The following is a 15857-nucleotide window of genomic DNA, read 5'->3' as shown; positions in this document are numbered from 1 at the left end:
AGGAAAGTGAGGTTGTCAAAATGGAGCAAAAAGATTATGAAACTCTGACATGCGAGACGCAGGAATTTAGGGGATACAGCCAGGGAAAAACGATTGTAGATCAGTTTTATGTGGATCAGGACTATAACGTGCCGGATGCCAAAAGTGATGTGCAGCGTGTGATCCTGAATGAAGGTACATTGCGCATCGAAGAGCAGAAAATTGTGGACAATTACATACGGATCAGCGGAAAGATACAGTTTCGCATGCTTTATGTGACGGATGACTCTGAGAAACGGCTGTCATCTCTGGAAGGAAGATTTCCATTTGAGGAGCTGATTTATGCAGAGAAAGTGCCGGAGGGCAGTTTGTTTATCAAGAGTTCACAGACGGAACTTACCGTAACGGTGATCCATTCAAGAAAGCTCGGAATCAAAGCACTCGTAGAATTACAGGTTTGTTCGGAACAGCAGAAAGAAGAACATCTGACAAGCGATATTTACAGAGAAGGAAGACGGGGGGAAGAAGGCAGCGAATACGCAGATGGACTGTGCAGAAAGAAGAGACAGGAGACACTTCTGAAAATGCATACGATGAAGCGTGATACATACCGGATCAAAGAAGAAGTACAGATTGGCGGGACAAAAGAAAATATCGGCACATTACTGTGGACCGAAGTCACTCCGGGAAAACTGGACACAAGGATTGGGGAGGAAGTACTTCTACTGCAGGGTGAAATGCTTGTGTTCTGTTTTTATGAATCGCCGGATGGAAGGCTGGACTGGATAGAGCAGACGGTGGCATATGAAGGAAAGATTCCGTGTTATGGAGCAAAAGATTCCATGTATCACCAATTGTATCCGGTATTTACAGATGTGGCAGTGGAATCGCGCATGGACGAGGAAGGAGAAGTAAGAATTCTTGGCGTGGAAGCAACGCTGGATATGCGGCTGATCGTCTATGAAGAAGTAGAAATGGATGTGCTGGAGGATGCCTATGCGTTGGATGGTGAGTGTGAGATCAAATATAAGGACTGTCCGTGCGAAAAATTACTGATGCAGAATCATACCAAATGTAAAGTGACAGAGAAGCTGACACTTCCGGAGATTAAAGAAGATATTTTACAGATTTGCCACAGCACAGGAAGAGTGGAAGTGGAGAGTACACAGATTACAGAGAAAGGAATCGAAGTGGAAGGTGTATTGCATATCCAGTTTCTTTATATCAAATCAGACGATGAAATCCCGTTTGATGTATGGCAGGGAATGGTTCCGTTTACTGCATTTCTGGAAAGTAATGAGACGAATGATCGGATGCAGGTGGATCTGACGTGGTGCATCGAACAGTTAAATGTCGGACTGCTTGGAAATGCAGAAGTAGAAGTAAAAGCAGTACTTGCATTTCACGGATTCCTGAAAGAAGAAGTGAAAATACGCTGCCCGCAGGAAATGATCTGCCTCCCGTTTGATGCAGAAAAACTGGAAAAACAGCCGGGAATCGTAGGCTACATCGTAAAAGAAGGAGATACGCTCTGGGATCTCGCAAAGCGTTACGGCACAACCGGAGAGAGGATTCTCGAGATGAATGACTGTGAAAAGAATGGACTGAAATCTGGGGATAAAATATTGATTTTTAAGGAAAGTTTAAGTATACTGTAGGTAAATTGTATACAAGATACAAGGTATAGGGTAAAAAGTACAAGGAGAACAAAAGATGGACAGATTAGAACTGAAAGCACTTGGAAAAATTAATCTTGGTCTGGATGTGCTGGGAAGACGGGAGAATGGCTACCATGACGTGCGTATGGTTATGCAGACCGTTTATCTCTATGACCGTATTATTATGAAGAAGAGTAAGACACCGGGGATCAGACTTGAGACGAATCTCTATTATCTTCCGGTAAATGAGAATAATCTGGCTTATCAGGCTGCACAGATGCTGATGGACGAATTTCATATAGAAGAAGGTGTTTCCATACAATTGGATAAACACATTCCGGTGGCAGCAGGCATGGCAGGCGGAAGCTCAAATGCGGCAGCAGTTCTTTTTGGAATGAACCGGATGTTTTCACTTGGCCTGAGTCAGAAAGAACTGATGGAACGAGGTGTTAAGCTCGGTGCAGATGTTCCGTACTGTATTATGCGCGGAACCGTGCTGGCAGAAGGAATCGGAGAGATTCTGACGCCATTATCCCCGATGCCGAAATGCTATGTTCTTATTGCAAAACCGGCAATAAGTGTATCGACGAAGATGGTCTATGAGAAACTGGATTCTCACGAAATCGAAGATCATCCGGATATCGACGGTATTTTAGCAGGATTAAAAGCCGGAGATCTGAAGAAAGTTGCAGGCAGCATGGGCAATGTACTGGAGCGTGTAACTGTGGATGCTTATCCGGTGATCGACCAGATTAAGAAAATGATGATAAAAGAGGGCGCGCTGAACGCTATGATGAGCGGAAGCGGACCGACTGTATTTGGAATCTTTGAAGAGAAAGCAACGGCAAGAAAAGCTGCCGATGCGATCCGGGATGCGAGACTGACAAAACAGGTTTATGTGACGAATATACACAATGCAAGGAGAAAAAGATGAAAGAACCGAAATTTAATGTGACAATGAATGAATATCTGCCTCTGCGTGATGTTGTATTTAATACATTAAGACAGGCAATTCTGCGCGGAGAGCTGAAACCGGGCGAGCGTCTGATGGAGATCCAGCTCGCAAATAAGCTTGGCGTCAGCCGTACACCGATCCGTGAGGCGCTTAGAAAGCTGGAGCTGGAAGGTCTGGTAAATATGGTGCCGCGAAAAGGTGCCGAAGTTGCAGACATTACAGAGAAGAGTCTGCGCGATGTACTGGAAGTAAGAAAAGCGCTGGAAGAATTATCCGTACAGCTTGCGTGTGAGAAGATCACAGAGGAAGAGATCGAGGAACTGAAACGGGTAGCAGAGCGATTTAAAGATACACTGAATGATCAGGATGTAACAAAGATCGCGGAAGCGGATGTGGCATTTCACGATGTTATTTATACGGCAACAGATAATCAGAAGCTGATTCTGCTGCTTAACAATCTGCGTGAGCAGATGTATCGTTACCGGGTGGAATATCTGAAAAAAGAAGAAGCATATCCGCAGCTTATCGCAGAGCATGAAGAACTGATCGATAATATTTCAAAGAGAAATAAAGAAGAAGCAACCCGCATCATGTGCGAACATATCGACAATCAGGTTGCAACCGTGATCAATGTTATTCACACAAAAAAAGTTTAAAAGGATTTGAAAATATTTGTATAAATTCCTGTGAAATGTGAAGACTCCCAATAAAAGAAAGGAGTACATAGAACAGGTGAGATATATAAATATAAAAACTTATAGAATTCAGAAGGCAGTCTGTGTTATACTGAGCGTCTGCGCCGCATGTCTTTTATTTTATGTGTTGTGTGACTGTGAAGAAATCAGGGCGCAGAGAGCAATTGATAAGACGCAGGAAAAACTTGCAAAAGAAGTATTGAGATTTCATGTTCTGGCGAACAGCGACAGCAATGAGGACCAAAAAGTGAAAAGGCAGGTCCGGGATGCCGTGCTTGTATACGGAAGCCGGTTACTGAAAAGCGATAGAAATAAAGATACATCTGCAGATGCTGACAGCATGGAACAGGAAGTATCAAGAGCAGAGACAGAGCGACTTGTGAGGGAGTATTTGCCGGAATTTGAGCAGGAAGTAAACCGGGTGCTTAAAAAAGCGGGTGTAAATTACCGTGCGAAGGCAGTGCTGGCAGATGTCTATTTCCCGGAGAAATACTATGGAAATATCTGCTTCCCGAAGGGATGGTACCGGGCATTAGAGATAAGACTTGGGAAAGCCACAGGGCATAACTGGTGGTGTGTGTTGTATCCAAGCATGTGTTTTACAGAGGCGGTCTGTGTGACACCGGATGAAAAAGGCAGAGAGAACTTAAGAGAAATGCTGGATGCAGATGCGTATGAACTGGTGACGAAGCCGGAAAAGTTTCGGTTAAAAAGCTATTTTTTCGGTGAGAAGCTGAACCGGTGGCTGGCAGACAGATAGAGGAGGAAATGTCATGACAGAGTTTCTGATTAGACATTTTGTAGAAAATTATGAAGATGTGGAAAAGGTGTCTGTGCGGACAGCATATGGAGTGCTGGCGAGTGTCACGGGCATCTTTTGCAATCTTTTTTTATTCGGACTGAAATGGTGTATTGGATTTTTCCTGCACAGTATTTCCATTATGGCAGATGCATTTAATAACCTGTCGGATGCAGGTTCATCCATCATCAGTCTGGTTGGAGTGAAGATTGCAGAGAGACCGGCAGATGAAGAGCATCCGTTCGGACATGGAAGAGTGGAATATATTGCGGCGCTGGTCGTCGCATTTCTTGTGCTGGAAGTCGGATTTACATTTTTTAAAGATGCCATTTCTAAAATAAGACATCCACAGGAAATGCGATTCCAGTTATTTTCGGTAGTCGTATTGATCTTGTCCGTTGCGGTCAAGTTGTGGATGAGCTATTTTAATAAGAAATTGGGAAAAAGGATAGATTCCAAAGTGATGATGGCGGTGTCGGCAGATGCGATCGGCGATGTCATTACGACATCGGCAACGATATTTTCAGTTGTATTTTTAAAGCTGACCGGGTATAATATCGACGGATTTATAGGTCTGGGTGTATCCCTTGTCGTTATGTGGGCAGGTGTCGGTATCGCAAAAGATACGCTGGAGCCATTGATCGGTCAGGCAGTAGATCCGAAAGTCTATTTACAGATTACGAATTTTGTGGAAAAATATGACGGTGTAGTTGGCAGCCACGATTTGATCGTACATAATTACGGACCGGCAAAGAGTATGGCATCAATCCATGCGGAAGTGCCGAATAATGTGGATATTGAAGAATCCCATGCCGTCATTGACCGGATTGAGCGAGAAGCCATGGAGAAGATGGGACTTTTCCTTGTGATCCATATGGATCCGGTTGAGACAGAAGATAAAAAAGTGCTGGCGATCAAAAAAGATGCCGAAGAGATTATAAAAGAGATGGACAAGCGTGTCAGCATCCATGATTTCAGGGTAGTAGGAGGTAGGGATCATAAGAACCTGATCTTTGATATGGTGATTCCTTACGAATATGATAAAGAGAAACAAAATGACTTAAGAGAAGAGTTTGCTCGCAGACTCCGGGAAAAAAATGACCGGTATCATGCGGTGATCACAATGGAAAGGAGCTATGTGGCAAGTGCAGCAGAATAATCATTATACATTTGACAGCAAGGTGCGGTTTAGCGAAGTCGATCATACCGGCCGTATTACCTTACCGGGGATTATCAACTATTTCCAGGACTGCAGTACATTCCAGTCGGAAAGTATCGGACTTGGCGTGGACTATTTTGCGGAACATAACAGAGCCTGGGTACTAACTTACTGGCAGGTCGTGATCGAAGAATATCCGCGGCTTGCACAGGAGATTAATATAGCGACATGGGCGACAGAATTTAAAAGCATGTTGGGAAAGCGTAATTTCTGCATGACAGATGCAGAAGGAAAGAAACTTGCATATGCCAATTCTGTCTGGGCATATATGAATATGAAAAAAGGACGCCCGGTGCGGCCGTCCGCAGAAGAAGTAGAGCCGTACGGAAGCGGAGAGCCACTGGAGATGGATTATCAGCCAAGGAAGATAAAACTTCCGGAGAGTGCGGTGAAAAAAGAGCCGTTTGCAGTGCGAAAATATCATATCGATACGAACGAACATGTGAATAACTGTCAGTATGTACAGATGGCAATGGAATATATCGAACATACCGGGGATATCAGGCAGGTTCGTGTAGAATATAAAAATTCGGCAGTGTATGGAGATATTATTGTGCCGAAAGTGGCAGCAGAGGAAACAAGAACGGTAGTGGAGCTTTGTGATGAGTCGGATCGGATCTTTGCGACCGTTGAATTCAGCTAATAGGAGAAAAAGATGAATTTACAGAATGAATTAGGAAAAAGAAGAAGTTTAATGGTAGTAAAAATCGTAGATTTCGGTGTATATCTCGGAACAAAAGATGAGAAGGTTCTGCTTCCGAAGAAAGAAGTGCCTGCTGGTATTGAAGTCGGAGATCCGATCGAAGTATTCTTATACAAAGATTCATCCGACCGTATCATTGCAACCACCCGCATACCAAAGCTGATGATGGGAGAAGTGAAGGTACTGGAAGTCGCTGACACAGCGAGAATCGGTGCATTTCTGGACTGGGGTCTGGAAAAAGACCTCCTGCTTCCGTTCCGCGAGCAGACAGCAAAAGTCTCCAAGAAAGACAAAGTATTAGTCGCTCTGTATGTGGACAAGAGCGGAAGACTGTGCGCAACGATGAAAGTGTATGATAAGCTCCGCACAGATGCGCCATACGAGAAAGACGCAGAAGTGAAAGGACGCATTTACGAGATCAGTGATAACTTTGGCGCGTTTGTCGCAGTAGATGATAAATATTCTGCGCTGATCCCGAAGAGAGAAGCGTACGGCAATCTGAAAGTCGGCATGGAAGTCGAGTGTCGCGTAACAAAAGTGCACGAAGACGGAAAACTAGATCTAAGTGTCAGAAAGAAAGCGTTTGAGCAGATGGATGATGATGCAGTCATGATTCTGGACTATGTAGAAAAAAATGGTGGAAGTATTCCATTTACTGACAAATCTGATCCTGAAAAAATCAAGGAAACTTTTGGAATTAGTAAAAATGCATTCAAAAGAGCAGTTGGCAGATTATTTAAAGAGCATAAGATACAAATTAAGGAGAATGGAATTGAACTTTCGAAAAAATAGGTTCTTGAAATCCTAAAAAAATAAGGTATAATTAGTAGCGTGAGAAAAAGAAAAGAGCTTATCAAGCGTGAATAATGGAAGGAGAGCAATAGAATGAAAGTACAGAATATCAAAGACATCGACGCATTTTTTAAGACAGTTGACGATTGTTCAGGAAGAGTTGAATTAGTAACAGGAGAAGGAGACAGACTGAACCTGAAATCTAAATTATCTCAGTATGTTTCTATGGCAAACATCTTCTCCGGCGGAGAGATCCCGGAGCTTGAGATCATCGCTTATGAGCCGGAAGATACAGACAGACTGATCAAATTCATGATGAACAACTAATTAGAATCAGGTCGCAAAGAGATATGAGAAGGCAGATGGCAGGATATGCTATCTGCCTTCTTGCGTGTATAGGCTTCAGAGAAAGCTGACGTTACAACGTGCACTAATGTTATGCAGATTATGATTATGAAAAATTTAGTTCGGGATAACAAAAAACGCTATCATGGGTGGAAATGTGGTATAATATTCGAGATACCAGGGGCAAAAGCCTGAAACCACGATGTGCAGGCACATGAGTGGTTTTATGAAACAATTCGTATGGTATCTTAACAAAATGAAGAAATATAAGAATACATAAATTATAAAATAAAAAGGAGTCGGAATAGATTATGAGTTTTGCGCATCTGCATGTCCATACGGAGTTCAGTCTGCTGGATGGTTCCAATAAAATCAAAGAATGTGTTTCCAGAGTGAAGGAACTGGGAATGAACAGTGTGGCGATCACGGATCATGGAGTTATGTTCGGCGTGATCGATTTTTATCGTGCGGCAAAGGCAGCAGGGGTCAAGCCAATCCTTGGATGTGAAGTGTATGTTGCGCCCGGCTCCCGTTTTGATAAAGAGGCAGTTGGCAATAATGATGACAGATATTATCATCTCGTACTTCTGGCAGAAAATGAGACCGGTTATTACAACTTAATGAAGATCGTATCCAGAGGATTTACAGAAGGCTACTATTATAAACCGCGTGTCGATATGGAACTATTGGAGCAATACCATGAAGGAATCATTGCCTTGAGTGCTTGCCTTGCAGGGGAAGTGCAGAAGAATATTCTCCGGGGAATGTATGGTGAGGCAAAGGCTGCAGCGTGCCGGTACAAAGATATTTTCGGAGAAGGAAATTTCTTTCTGGAACTGCAGGATCATGGAATGGAGGAGCAGAAACTGGTAAACCAGTCGCTGCTTCGTATGTCGCAGGAGACAGGAATTGAACTGGTGGCAACGAATGATATCCACTATACTTACGCAGACGATGTGAAGCCACATGACATCCTGCTCTGTATCCAGACTGGCAAGAAGTTGGCAGATGAAGACCGTATGCGTTATGAAGGCGGGCAGTATTACATCAAGTCCGAAGAAGAGATGCGAAAATTATTTCCATATGCACAGGAAGCAATTGATAATACACAGAAGATTGCGGACCGTTGCAATGTGGAGATTGTATTTGGTGAGAAGAAGCTGCCGAAATATGATGTGCCGGATGGTTTTACTTCCTGGGAGTATTTGAATAAATTATGTTATGAAGGACTGGAAAGACGGTATCCGGGAGACGATCCGAAGATCCGTGAACGTCTGGAATACGAGCTTAGCGTTATTAAACGTATGGGGTATGTAGATTATTTCTTGATTGTATGGGATTTTATCAAATATGCAAGAGACCACGGCATCAGTGTAGGACCGGGACGAGGTTCGGCAGCCGGAAGTATTGTATCCTACTGTCTAGGTATTACAAGTATTGATCCGCTCCGGTATCAGCTCCTGTTTGAGCGTTTTCTGAATCCGGAACGTGTATCTATGCCGGATATTGACGTGGACTTTTGCTTTGAACGAAGACAGGAAGTCATTGATTATGTTGTGCGGAAATATGGAACTGACCGGGTGGTGCAGATCGTAACGTTCGGTACAATGGCGGCGCGCGGCGTTATCCGCGATGTAGGGCGTGTTATGGACCTTCCGTATGCATTTGTAGATGGAATCGCCAAAATGATCCCGAAAGAACTGAATATTACACTGGGGAAAGCATTACAGTCCAGTCCGGATTTCAAAAAAGCTTACGATAACGATCCGCAGGTAAAAGAGCTGATCGATATGTCCATGCGTCTGGAAGGACTTCCGAGACATACATCCATGCATGCAGCCGGTGTCGTGATCAGTCAGAAAGCAGTAGAAGAATACGTTCCGCTTTCGGTAGGTTCGGATGGTTCGGTTGTCACACAGTTTACAATGACAACGCTGGAAGAGCTGGGACTTCTGAAAATGGATTTCCTCGGTCTCCGGACGCTGACTGTTATTCAGGATGCAGTGCGCCTGGCAGAAAAGAGTTCCGGTAAAGAGATTGACATCAATGCGATTGATTATAACGATAAAAAAGTACTGGATTACGTCGGAAGCGGCGAGACAGATGGTATATTCCAGTTGGAAAGTGGCGGTATGAAAGGGTTCATGAAGGAACTGAAACCACAGAATCTGGAAGACATTATCGCCGGTATCTCGCTGTACCGTCCGGGACCGATGGACTTCATTCCACAGTATATTAAGGGAAAGAACCATCCAGAGTCGATCACTTACGACTGCCCGCAGCTGGAGCCGATCCTTGCGCCGACTTACGGTTGTATCGTATATCAGGAACAGGTTATGCAGATCGTACGTGATCTTGCCGGATTTACACTGGGACGAAGCGATCTTCTGCGCCGTGCCATGTCCAAGAAAAAGGGGGACGTGATGCAGAAAGAACGGCAGGCATTTGTCTACGGAGACGAAGAAGGCGGTGTGCCGGGCTGTATCGCAAATGGAATTGACGAGAAGACGGCAAATAAGATCTATGATGAGATGATTGATTTCGCCAAATATGCATTTAACAAGTCACATGCGGCGGCTTACGCAGTTGTATCTTATCAGACAGCCTGGTTAAAATATTATTATCCGGTAGAGTTTATGGCGGCGCTTATGACGTCTATGATCGATAATCCGCCGAAGGTTGCAGAATATATTTATAGCTGTCGTCAAATGGGAATCGAGATCCTGCCACCGGATATCAATGAAGGTGTCGGTAACTTTTCGGTACAGGACGGAAAAATCCGTTATGGCCTTGCGGCGATTAAGAGTATCGGTCGTCCGGTCATTGAATCAATCGTAAGAGAGCGGAATGAACGCGGAAAATTTAAGACACTGAAAGATTTTATCGAGCGCCTTTCCGGAAAAGAAGTGAATAAACGTACGATCGAAAGTTTTATCAAATCCGGTGCATTTGACGGGCTTGGAGGCACGAGAAAACAGTTCATGATCATTTATGTGCAGATTGTGGATCAGGTGAACCAGGAGCGCAAATATTCCATGGCAGGACAGCTTTCGCTGTTTGATATGGTGGACGATGACCAGAAAGCAGAATTTGATATTCCATTGCCGAAGGTCGGAGAATATGAAAAAGAGACAAGGCTTGCATTTGAAAAAGAAGTGCTGGGCGTCTATCTGACTGGACATCCGATGGAAGAATACGAAGAAAAATGGAGAAAGAGTATTTCCAAAACGACGTTGGACTTCCAGCTTGATAAAGAAACCGGTGCAGCGAAAGTGCATGATGGCGCAAAAGAGATCATCGGAGGAATTATCGCGACGCTTGCCATTAAGTATACGAAGACCAATAAAACGATGGCGATCCTGACACTGGAAGATCTGCTCGGAACAGTGGAAGTAGTCGTATTTCCGAGAGATTATGAAAAATACAAAGAATATCTGCAGGAAGAAAATAAAGTATTTATCCGCGGACGCGTATCGGAAGAAGATGACGCACCGAGCAAACTGATCTGCGAATCGGTAGTTCCATTTTCCCAGACACGCAAAGAACTGTGGCTCCAATATGCAGACAAAGATACATTTCTTGCACAGGAACAGATGCTCTATGACCTGATTGGAAACTCTGACGGAAGAGACGAAGTTGTCATTTACTGCAAGAAAGAACGTGTTGTAAAACGGCTTGGAAGGAACCGGAATGTACAGGTTGAAACTGGCTTATTAAGCAGGCTTATGAACTATCTTGGCGACTCTTGCGTGAAAGTAATCGAAAAAAACATTGAAAACATTTGATAATTCATGTAAAATGGTGCACGGATGGATAAATTATATTAAAATAAGTAAGGATAAATGATGGAGGGATGATCATGGCAGACAAAACAATACGTACGATTGGTGTTCTTACCAGTGGTGGAGATGCACCGGGAATGAATGCGGCAATCCGTGCAGTAGTAAGAACAGCATTGGGTAAAGGCCTGAAAGTCAGAGGAATCAGAAAAGGTTACCAGGGTCTTATGAACGAGGAAATTATTGACCTGTCAGCCAGAGACGTATCAGACATTATCGAGCGTGGAGGAACAATTCTCCAGACAGCACGCTGTAAAGAGATGCGTACAGAAGAAGGACAGCAGAAAGCAGCAGCTATCTGCAAAAAATATGGAATTGACGGACTGGTTGTAATCGGTGGAGACGGTTCCTTTGCAGGAGCACAGAAGCTTGCAAACTTAGGAATCAATACGATCGGACTCCCAGGAACAATCGACCTGGATATCGCATGTACCGAGTATACGATCGGATTTGATACAGCAGTTAATACTGCAATGGAAGCAATTGATAAAGTACGTGATACTTCTACTTCCCATGAGAGATGTTCTATTATCGAGGTTATGGGAAGAGATGCCGGATATCTGGCACTCTGGTGCGGTATTGCCAACGGAGCTGAGAAGATCCTGATGCCGGAAGAGCATGACTTTGATGAAGCAGCAATCATCAAAGATATTCAGGAGAGCAGAAAACGTGGTAAGAAGAATTATATCATCATCAATGCAGAAGGTATCGGAGATTCTATCAATATGGCGAAGAGAATCGAAGAAGCAACCGGTATGGAAACAAGAGCAACTGTTCTGGGACACATGCAGCGTGGTGGAAGCCCGACATGTAAAGACAGAGTGTATGCTTCTATTATGGGTTCAAAAGCAGTAGACCTTTTGCTGGAAGGAAAGTCAAACCGTGTCGTTGGTTACAAACATGGTGAGTACATTGATTTCGATATTGATGAAGCACTTGGAATGCATAAGAGTATCCCGCAGTATCAGTATGACATTGCAAAACAGCTTGCGCTGTAAGAGAATGAGATAAGAATGATGACGAAGGATGTATTATTAACAATTTCCGGTCTTCATTATGATGAATTTTCCGGTCGGGAGGATGACAACGAGCCAATCGAAGTCATCACCCCGGCTGCTTATTATCTCAAGAATAATAAGCATTACATTATATATGAAGAAGTTGTGGAAGGTATGCCGGGAAGTATTAAGAACAAGATACGGATATCCGGGGAAGATCAGCTTGAGATATTAAAGAGCGGTCTTTCAGGCACGCATATGGTATTTGAAAAAGACAAGATCCATATGACGCCGTATGAGACGCCGTATGGTGAGCTTCTCCTTGGCATATATACAAAGGATCTGAAAGTAGAAGAATCCGACGACCGGATCAATATCCGGATAAATTATGAGCTGGATATTAATGGCGATAAAGTTGCCGACAGTGAGATTAAGATGTGTGTAAAAGCAAAATAAAAAGGACAGGTCGGTAAAAGCCTGTCCTTTTTATAAAATCATTTTCATTTTACTTGTTTCTCAGTCTTGCGAAGAATCCCTTTTTCTTTTCCGGTGTTTCAAGCGGACCACGAAGTCCTTTGACACCTGTAATGTAAATACCACTGACTGTGGCTTTTACTTCTTTCTTAACAGGGATTGTAGGATAAACCTGAGCATCGCACATCAGAGTCATTACCTTCGGTCCAACCTTTGCTTTAACAACCGGTACTTTGGAACGGCGAAGATACTTCGGCGTGTTCTCCAGTACGATCGGCGGGAAACCTGCATCTTTGAGACGAATACGACCTTTATCAATAACCAGCATGGATACGGTCTGCTTAACAGCATCTAACTGTTCCTGCTGTTCGGCCTGCTTCTTCTCAGCTCTTTTCCCGAGGAAATATAATGCAATGCATGCAATGATTAAAACGACTAAGATCACTAATAAGACAATCGTTAATTTACTCACAGCGAACCTCCTAAAATCTGTTTTTCACGAAGTACATTGTATCATTCTTTTGACGCAAGTGCAAGAGATTTGAGATTTTAGCAGGGAACTTACATAACAGGGGAGGTGTTTAGAATGTTTATTGCGGCAGGTCATATGATCAGTGAAGCATATTTATGGCTGATGGATCATTTATTTATCATCAATCTCGTATTTTCAATTCTGATTATTTTCTTTCAAAGACGGGATCCGACGACCGTATGGGCATGGCTTCTGCTGCTTTATTTTCTGCCGGGACTTGGATTTATTCTCTACCTTGTATTAGGGCAGAATTTCCATAAAGACCGGATGTTCAAGATGAAAGAAATTGAGGGCGAGATCAAACATGCGGTGCGAAGGCAGGAAGAATCGATCTATCGGCGGAAGTTGAAACTCCGTGATCCGGAACTGGAGCGTTTTAAGAGCCTGATTCTCTATAATCTGAATGAAGGGGAGGCGGTGCTTACCGATAATAACGATATCCGTGTGTATACAGACGGAAGGGAGAAATTTGATGCACTGTTATCCGAGATGGATCATGCGAGAAATTATATTCATTTGCAGTATTATATCATCAGGAATGATGAACTCTGGCAGGAAATTGAGGAAGTACTTTTAAGAAAAGCCAGACAGGGTGTGGAGATCCGAGTCCTTTTTGACAGTATGGGATGTCGTGGAATGAAGAACAGCGATTGGGATCGTCTGGAAAAAGCCGGCATTCAGGTGGCAGAATTTTTTCCGGCAGTATTAGGAAAACTGCAGCTTCGTGTGAATTACCGAAACCACCGGAAGATTGCAGTGATCGATGGAAGAATCGGCTTTGTCGGCGGATTTAATATTGGAAGAGAGTATCTGGGAAAAGATGAGAAATTCGGATACTGGAGAGATACCCACATTTGTATCGAAGGAGCGGCGGTCACTTCGCTTGCAGTCCGTTTTGCACTGGACTGGAATTATGCAGCGAGAGATAATATTTTTCTGGAGGATCATTTGTTTGAACTGCCGACTTATATCCGGAACGGGCGTGATCCGGTGCAGATCATTTCCAGCGGACCGGACTCACATAGTCAGGAAATCCGTAACAATTATCTGCGCCTGATCCATATGGCAAGAAAAAATATTTTTATACAGACGCCGTATTTCATACCAGATGATGATATCCGGGACGCGCTTATTATCGCAGCAAAATCCGGAATTGACGTGCGCGTGATGATCCCGTGTAAGCCGGATCACCCATTTGTATACTGGGCGACTTATTCTTACATCGGTGAGATGGTGGAGGCGGGCGTGCGATGTTTTACTTATGATAATGGATTCCTGCACAGCAAATGCCTGTGTATCGACGGCCTTGTCACCTGCATGGGAACTGCCAATATGGATATCCGTAGCTTTGCACTGAATTTTGAAGTAAATGCAGTAATCTATAGTGCAAGGACAACAAAACAGTTGGAAGACGCATTTGAAAATGATATGACAAAAAGCTCTCTTGTGACAAAGAAATCTTACGAGCAGAGAACGCTTTTGATCCGCTTCAAAGAGCAGTTCTGCAGGCTGTTGTCTCCGGTGCTTTAATTCGACAGGATAATGCCCGCCAACATAGCGTGTTCTGTGAAATAAATGTGAAAAGGGTAGGCATAAGGGGGAGAATGTGGTATAACATAATAAGGCTATGGGTTCGCATGTGCGAATGCGTAAATATATTTTCGAGGTGAACTATGAAAAAGAAAGCAGCAGTATTATTAACAGGAATTATGACGGCATCTCTTCTGTTGTCAGGATGTCAGAGCAGTAAAGGAATCGAGAATGACAACTTGAAGATTTCACAATACAAGGGTGTGGAAATTGATGAGGTAGACAAAGCTGACGATGTAACGGATAAGGACGTGACAAGTTTCATTGATTCTGTTCGGGAGTCTAATGCGAAGACAAAGACGATCAAGAATCGTGCAGTTAAGAAAGGTGACACCGTTACAATCGACTTCGTTGGTAAGATGAATGGCAAGAAATTCGACAACGGATCTGCAAATAACCAGAAGTTAAAGATCGGATCGAACACATTTATCGAGGGATTTGAAGACAGTATCATCGGACACAAAGTTGGGGACAAGTTCGTATGGAATGGAAAATTCCCAAAGAACTATTCTGAAGAGCTTGCAGGTAAGAAAGTAAGTTTTACAATTAAGGTAAAAGCAATCATAGAGTCCAAGACACCGGAACTGAACGATGCATTTGTTAAGAAAGTTTCAAGTAAATCCAAGACAGTTGCAGAGTATAAGAAAGAAGTAAAGAAAAAACTGGAGCAGGAAGCACAGGATACATATACAGAATCTGTTGAGAGTGGCGCATGGGAGAAAGTTCTGTCTAATACAAAAGTGAAGAAGTATGACGAGAAAGAACAGAAGAAGATGGAAAACGCATGGATCAGCCAGTACAAACAGTATGCAAAAGCTTACAACATGGATTATAGCAAGTTCCTTGAGCAGCAGATGGGTATGACAGAAGAAGAATTCAACAAACAGGTAAAAGCTGCTGTTAAAGATACGATGAAGCAGAACATGGTAACAGAAGCGATCGCAGACAAAGAGAACATCAAGATGAGCAAGAAAGACTACAATAAAGAGCTGAAAGCAATTGCCAAGAGTTATGGATACAGCTCTAATGTAGATGCGCTCAAGAAAGCATTTGAAGAGCAGGATCTGAAAGATGCGGCACTGAAGAATATGGTAAAAGAATGGCTTGGAAAGAACTGCGTTCAGGTTGCTAAGAAGTCCAGCGATTCAAAGAGCTCCAGTGATTCAAGCAGCTCAAGCAACTAATCGGACAGCTGCATAGAGCAAAATATGAGATTTAATTTCAATAATAAAAACAGCGTCACAGGAATGATTTTTAAATCGTTTCTGTGACGCTATTT

At 43.3% G+C, this 15857-nt stretch carries 14 protein-coding genes; 13 read left to right on the top strand and 1 reads right to left on the bottom strand.

Annotation, left to right across the window (positions count from 1 at the left end; translation table 11 throughout):
• Positions 1-20 precede the first annotated feature (20 nt).
• From DW125_RS02780 to DW125_RS02730, 11 genes are all read left to right on the top strand, one after another.
• Entirely contained in the window at positions 21-1637 is a 1617-nt protein-coding gene (locus DW125_RS02780) for a DUF3794 and LysM peptidoglycan-binding domain-containing protein (protein ID WP_199537813.1), read from the top strand.
• Between the two features lie 55 nt (positions 1638-1692).
• Entirely contained in the window at positions 1693-2571 is an 879-nt protein-coding gene (gene ispE, locus DW125_RS02775; protein WP_117537039.1) for a 4-(cytidine 5'-diphospho)-2-C-methyl-D-erythritol kinase, read from the top strand.
• On the top strand, positions 2568-3248 hold the full coding sequence (locus DW125_RS02770) for a GntR family transcriptional regulator (protein ID WP_117537038.1): 681 nt from the start codon (positions 2568-2570) through the stop codon (positions 3246-3248). Before ispE ends, DW125_RS02770 begins: the two co-directional genes overlap by 4 nt.
• A gap of 76 nt (positions 3249-3324) precedes the next feature.
• Complete coding sequence (locus DW125_RS02765; RefSeq protein ID WP_242992889.1) at positions 3325-4047, top strand: stage II sporulation protein R; 723 nt, start codon at positions 3325-3327, stop codon at positions 4045-4047.
• A gap of 13 nt (positions 4048-4060) precedes the next feature.
• Positions 4061-5245: a cation diffusion facilitator family transporter gene (locus tag DW125_RS02760; protein WP_117537037.1), complete on the top strand. Its 1185-nt coding sequence runs from the start codon at positions 4061-4063 to the stop codon at positions 5243-5245.
• Positions 5232-5948 carry an acyl-[acyl-carrier-protein] thioesterase gene (locus DW125_RS02755; RefSeq protein ID WP_117537036.1) on the top strand — a complete coding sequence of 239 codons (717 nt, stop codon included), beginning with the start codon at positions 5232-5234 and terminating at the stop codon, positions 5946-5948. The genes DW125_RS02760 and DW125_RS02755 overlap by 14 nt, the downstream gene beginning before the upstream one ends.
• 12 nt (positions 5949-5960) lie before the next feature.
• Positions 5961-6800 carry a CvfB family protein gene (locus DW125_RS02750; RefSeq protein WP_021859681.1) on the top strand — a complete coding sequence of 280 codons (840 nt, stop codon included), beginning with the start codon at positions 5961-5963 and terminating at the stop codon, positions 6798-6800.
• 93 nt (positions 6801-6893) lie between these two features.
• Positions 6894-7127 (top strand): hypothetical protein, encoded by a 234-nt coding sequence (locus DW125_RS02745; protein WP_021859682.1) that lies wholly within the window; start codon positions 6894-6896, stop codon positions 7125-7127.
• Positions 7128-7456: 329 nt separating this feature from the next.
• Positions 7457-10930 carry a DNA polymerase III subunit alpha gene (locus tag DW125_RS02740; RefSeq protein ID WP_117537035.1) on the top strand — a complete coding sequence of 1158 codons (3474 nt, stop codon included), beginning with the start codon at positions 7457-7459 and terminating at the stop codon, positions 10928-10930.
• 74 nt (positions 10931-11004) lie between these two features.
• Positions 11005-11982 (top strand): 6-phosphofructokinase, encoded by a 978-nt coding sequence (pfkA, locus tag DW125_RS02735; protein ID WP_021859684.1) that lies wholly within the window; start codon positions 11005-11007, stop codon positions 11980-11982.
• Between the two features lie 18 nt (positions 11983-12000).
• A complete protein-coding gene (locus DW125_RS02730; protein ID WP_021859685.1) occupies positions 12001-12438 on the top strand; it encodes a DUF1934 domain-containing protein in 438 nt (145 codons plus the stop codon).
• 49 nt (positions 12439-12487) lie between these two features.
• Here DW125_RS02730 and DW125_RS02725 read toward each other — a convergent pair whose 3' ends face one another.
• Positions 12488-12928, bottom strand: coding sequence for a hypothetical protein (locus DW125_RS02725; protein WP_021859686.1), 441 nt, complete (start codon positions 12926-12928; stop codon positions 12488-12490).
• Positions 12929-13090: 162 nt separating this feature from the next.
• Here DW125_RS02725 and cls point away from each other — a divergent pair, with 162 nt between their 5' ends.
• Together cls and tig are read left to right on the top strand one after the other, a co-directional pair.
• Positions 13091-14518 carry a cardiolipin synthase gene (cls, locus tag DW125_RS02720; RefSeq protein WP_442873164.1) on the top strand — a complete coding sequence of 476 codons (1428 nt, stop codon included), beginning with the start codon at positions 13091-13093 and terminating at the stop codon, positions 14516-14518.
• Positions 14519-14661: 143 nt separating this feature from the next.
• Positions 14662-15762 carry a trigger factor gene (gene tig, locus DW125_RS02715; protein WP_021859688.1) on the top strand — a complete coding sequence of 367 codons (1101 nt, stop codon included), beginning with the start codon at positions 14662-14664 and terminating at the stop codon, positions 15760-15762.
• The last annotated feature ends 95 nt before the right edge of the window (positions 15763-15857 follow it).

The organism is Dorea sp. AM10-31, from assembly GCF_003435815.1.
In the GTDB taxonomy this organism is placed as follows: Bacteria; Bacillota; Clostridia; order Lachnospirales; family Lachnospiraceae; genus Dorea_D; species Dorea_D hominis.
The sequence above is the reverse complement of the archived record's forward strand: the minus strand, read 5'-3'. Positions and strand labels throughout refer to the sequence as shown.

What these genes read in the sequence shown, in the direction of transcription:
- DW125_RS02780 (WP_199537813.1), top strand. Translation starts at nt 21, where the DNA reads ATGGAGCAAAAAGATTATGAAACTCTGACATGCGAGACGCAGGAATTT.
- ispE (WP_117537039.1), top strand. Translation starts at nt 1,693, where the DNA reads ATGGACAGATTAGAACTGAAAGCACTTGGAAAAATTAATCTTGGTCTG.
- DW125_RS02770 (WP_117537038.1), top strand. Translation starts at nt 2,568, where the DNA reads ATGAAAGAACCGAAATTTAATGTGACAATGAATGAATATCTGCCTCTG.
- DW125_RS02760 (WP_117537037.1), top strand. Translation starts at nt 4,061, where the DNA reads ATGACAGAGTTTCTGATTAGACATTTTGTAGAAAATTATGAAGATGTG.
- DW125_RS02750 (WP_021859681.1), top strand. Translation starts at nt 5,961, where the DNA reads ATGAATTTACAGAATGAATTAGGAAAAAGAAGAAGTTTAATGGTAGTA.
- DW125_RS02745 (WP_021859682.1), top strand. Translation starts at nt 6,894, where the DNA reads ATGAAAGTACAGAATATCAAAGACATCGACGCATTTTTTAAGACAGTT.
- DW125_RS02740 (WP_117537035.1), top strand. Translation starts at nt 7,457, where the DNA reads ATGAGTTTTGCGCATCTGCATGTCCATACGGAGTTCAGTCTGCTGGAT.
- pfkA (WP_021859684.1), top strand. Translation starts at nt 11,005, where the DNA reads ATGGCAGACAAAACAATACGTACGATTGGTGTTCTTACCAGTGGTGGA.
- DW125_RS02730 (WP_021859685.1), top strand. Translation starts at nt 12,001, where the DNA reads ATGACGAAGGATGTATTATTAACAATTTCCGGTCTTCATTATGATGAA.
- cls (WP_442873164.1), top strand. Translation starts at nt 13,091, where the DNA reads ATGGATCATTTATTTATCATCAATCTCGTATTTTCAATTCTGATTATT.
- tig (WP_021859688.1), top strand. Translation starts at nt 14,662, where the DNA reads ATGAAAAAGAAAGCAGCAGTATTATTAACAGGAATTATGACGGCATCT.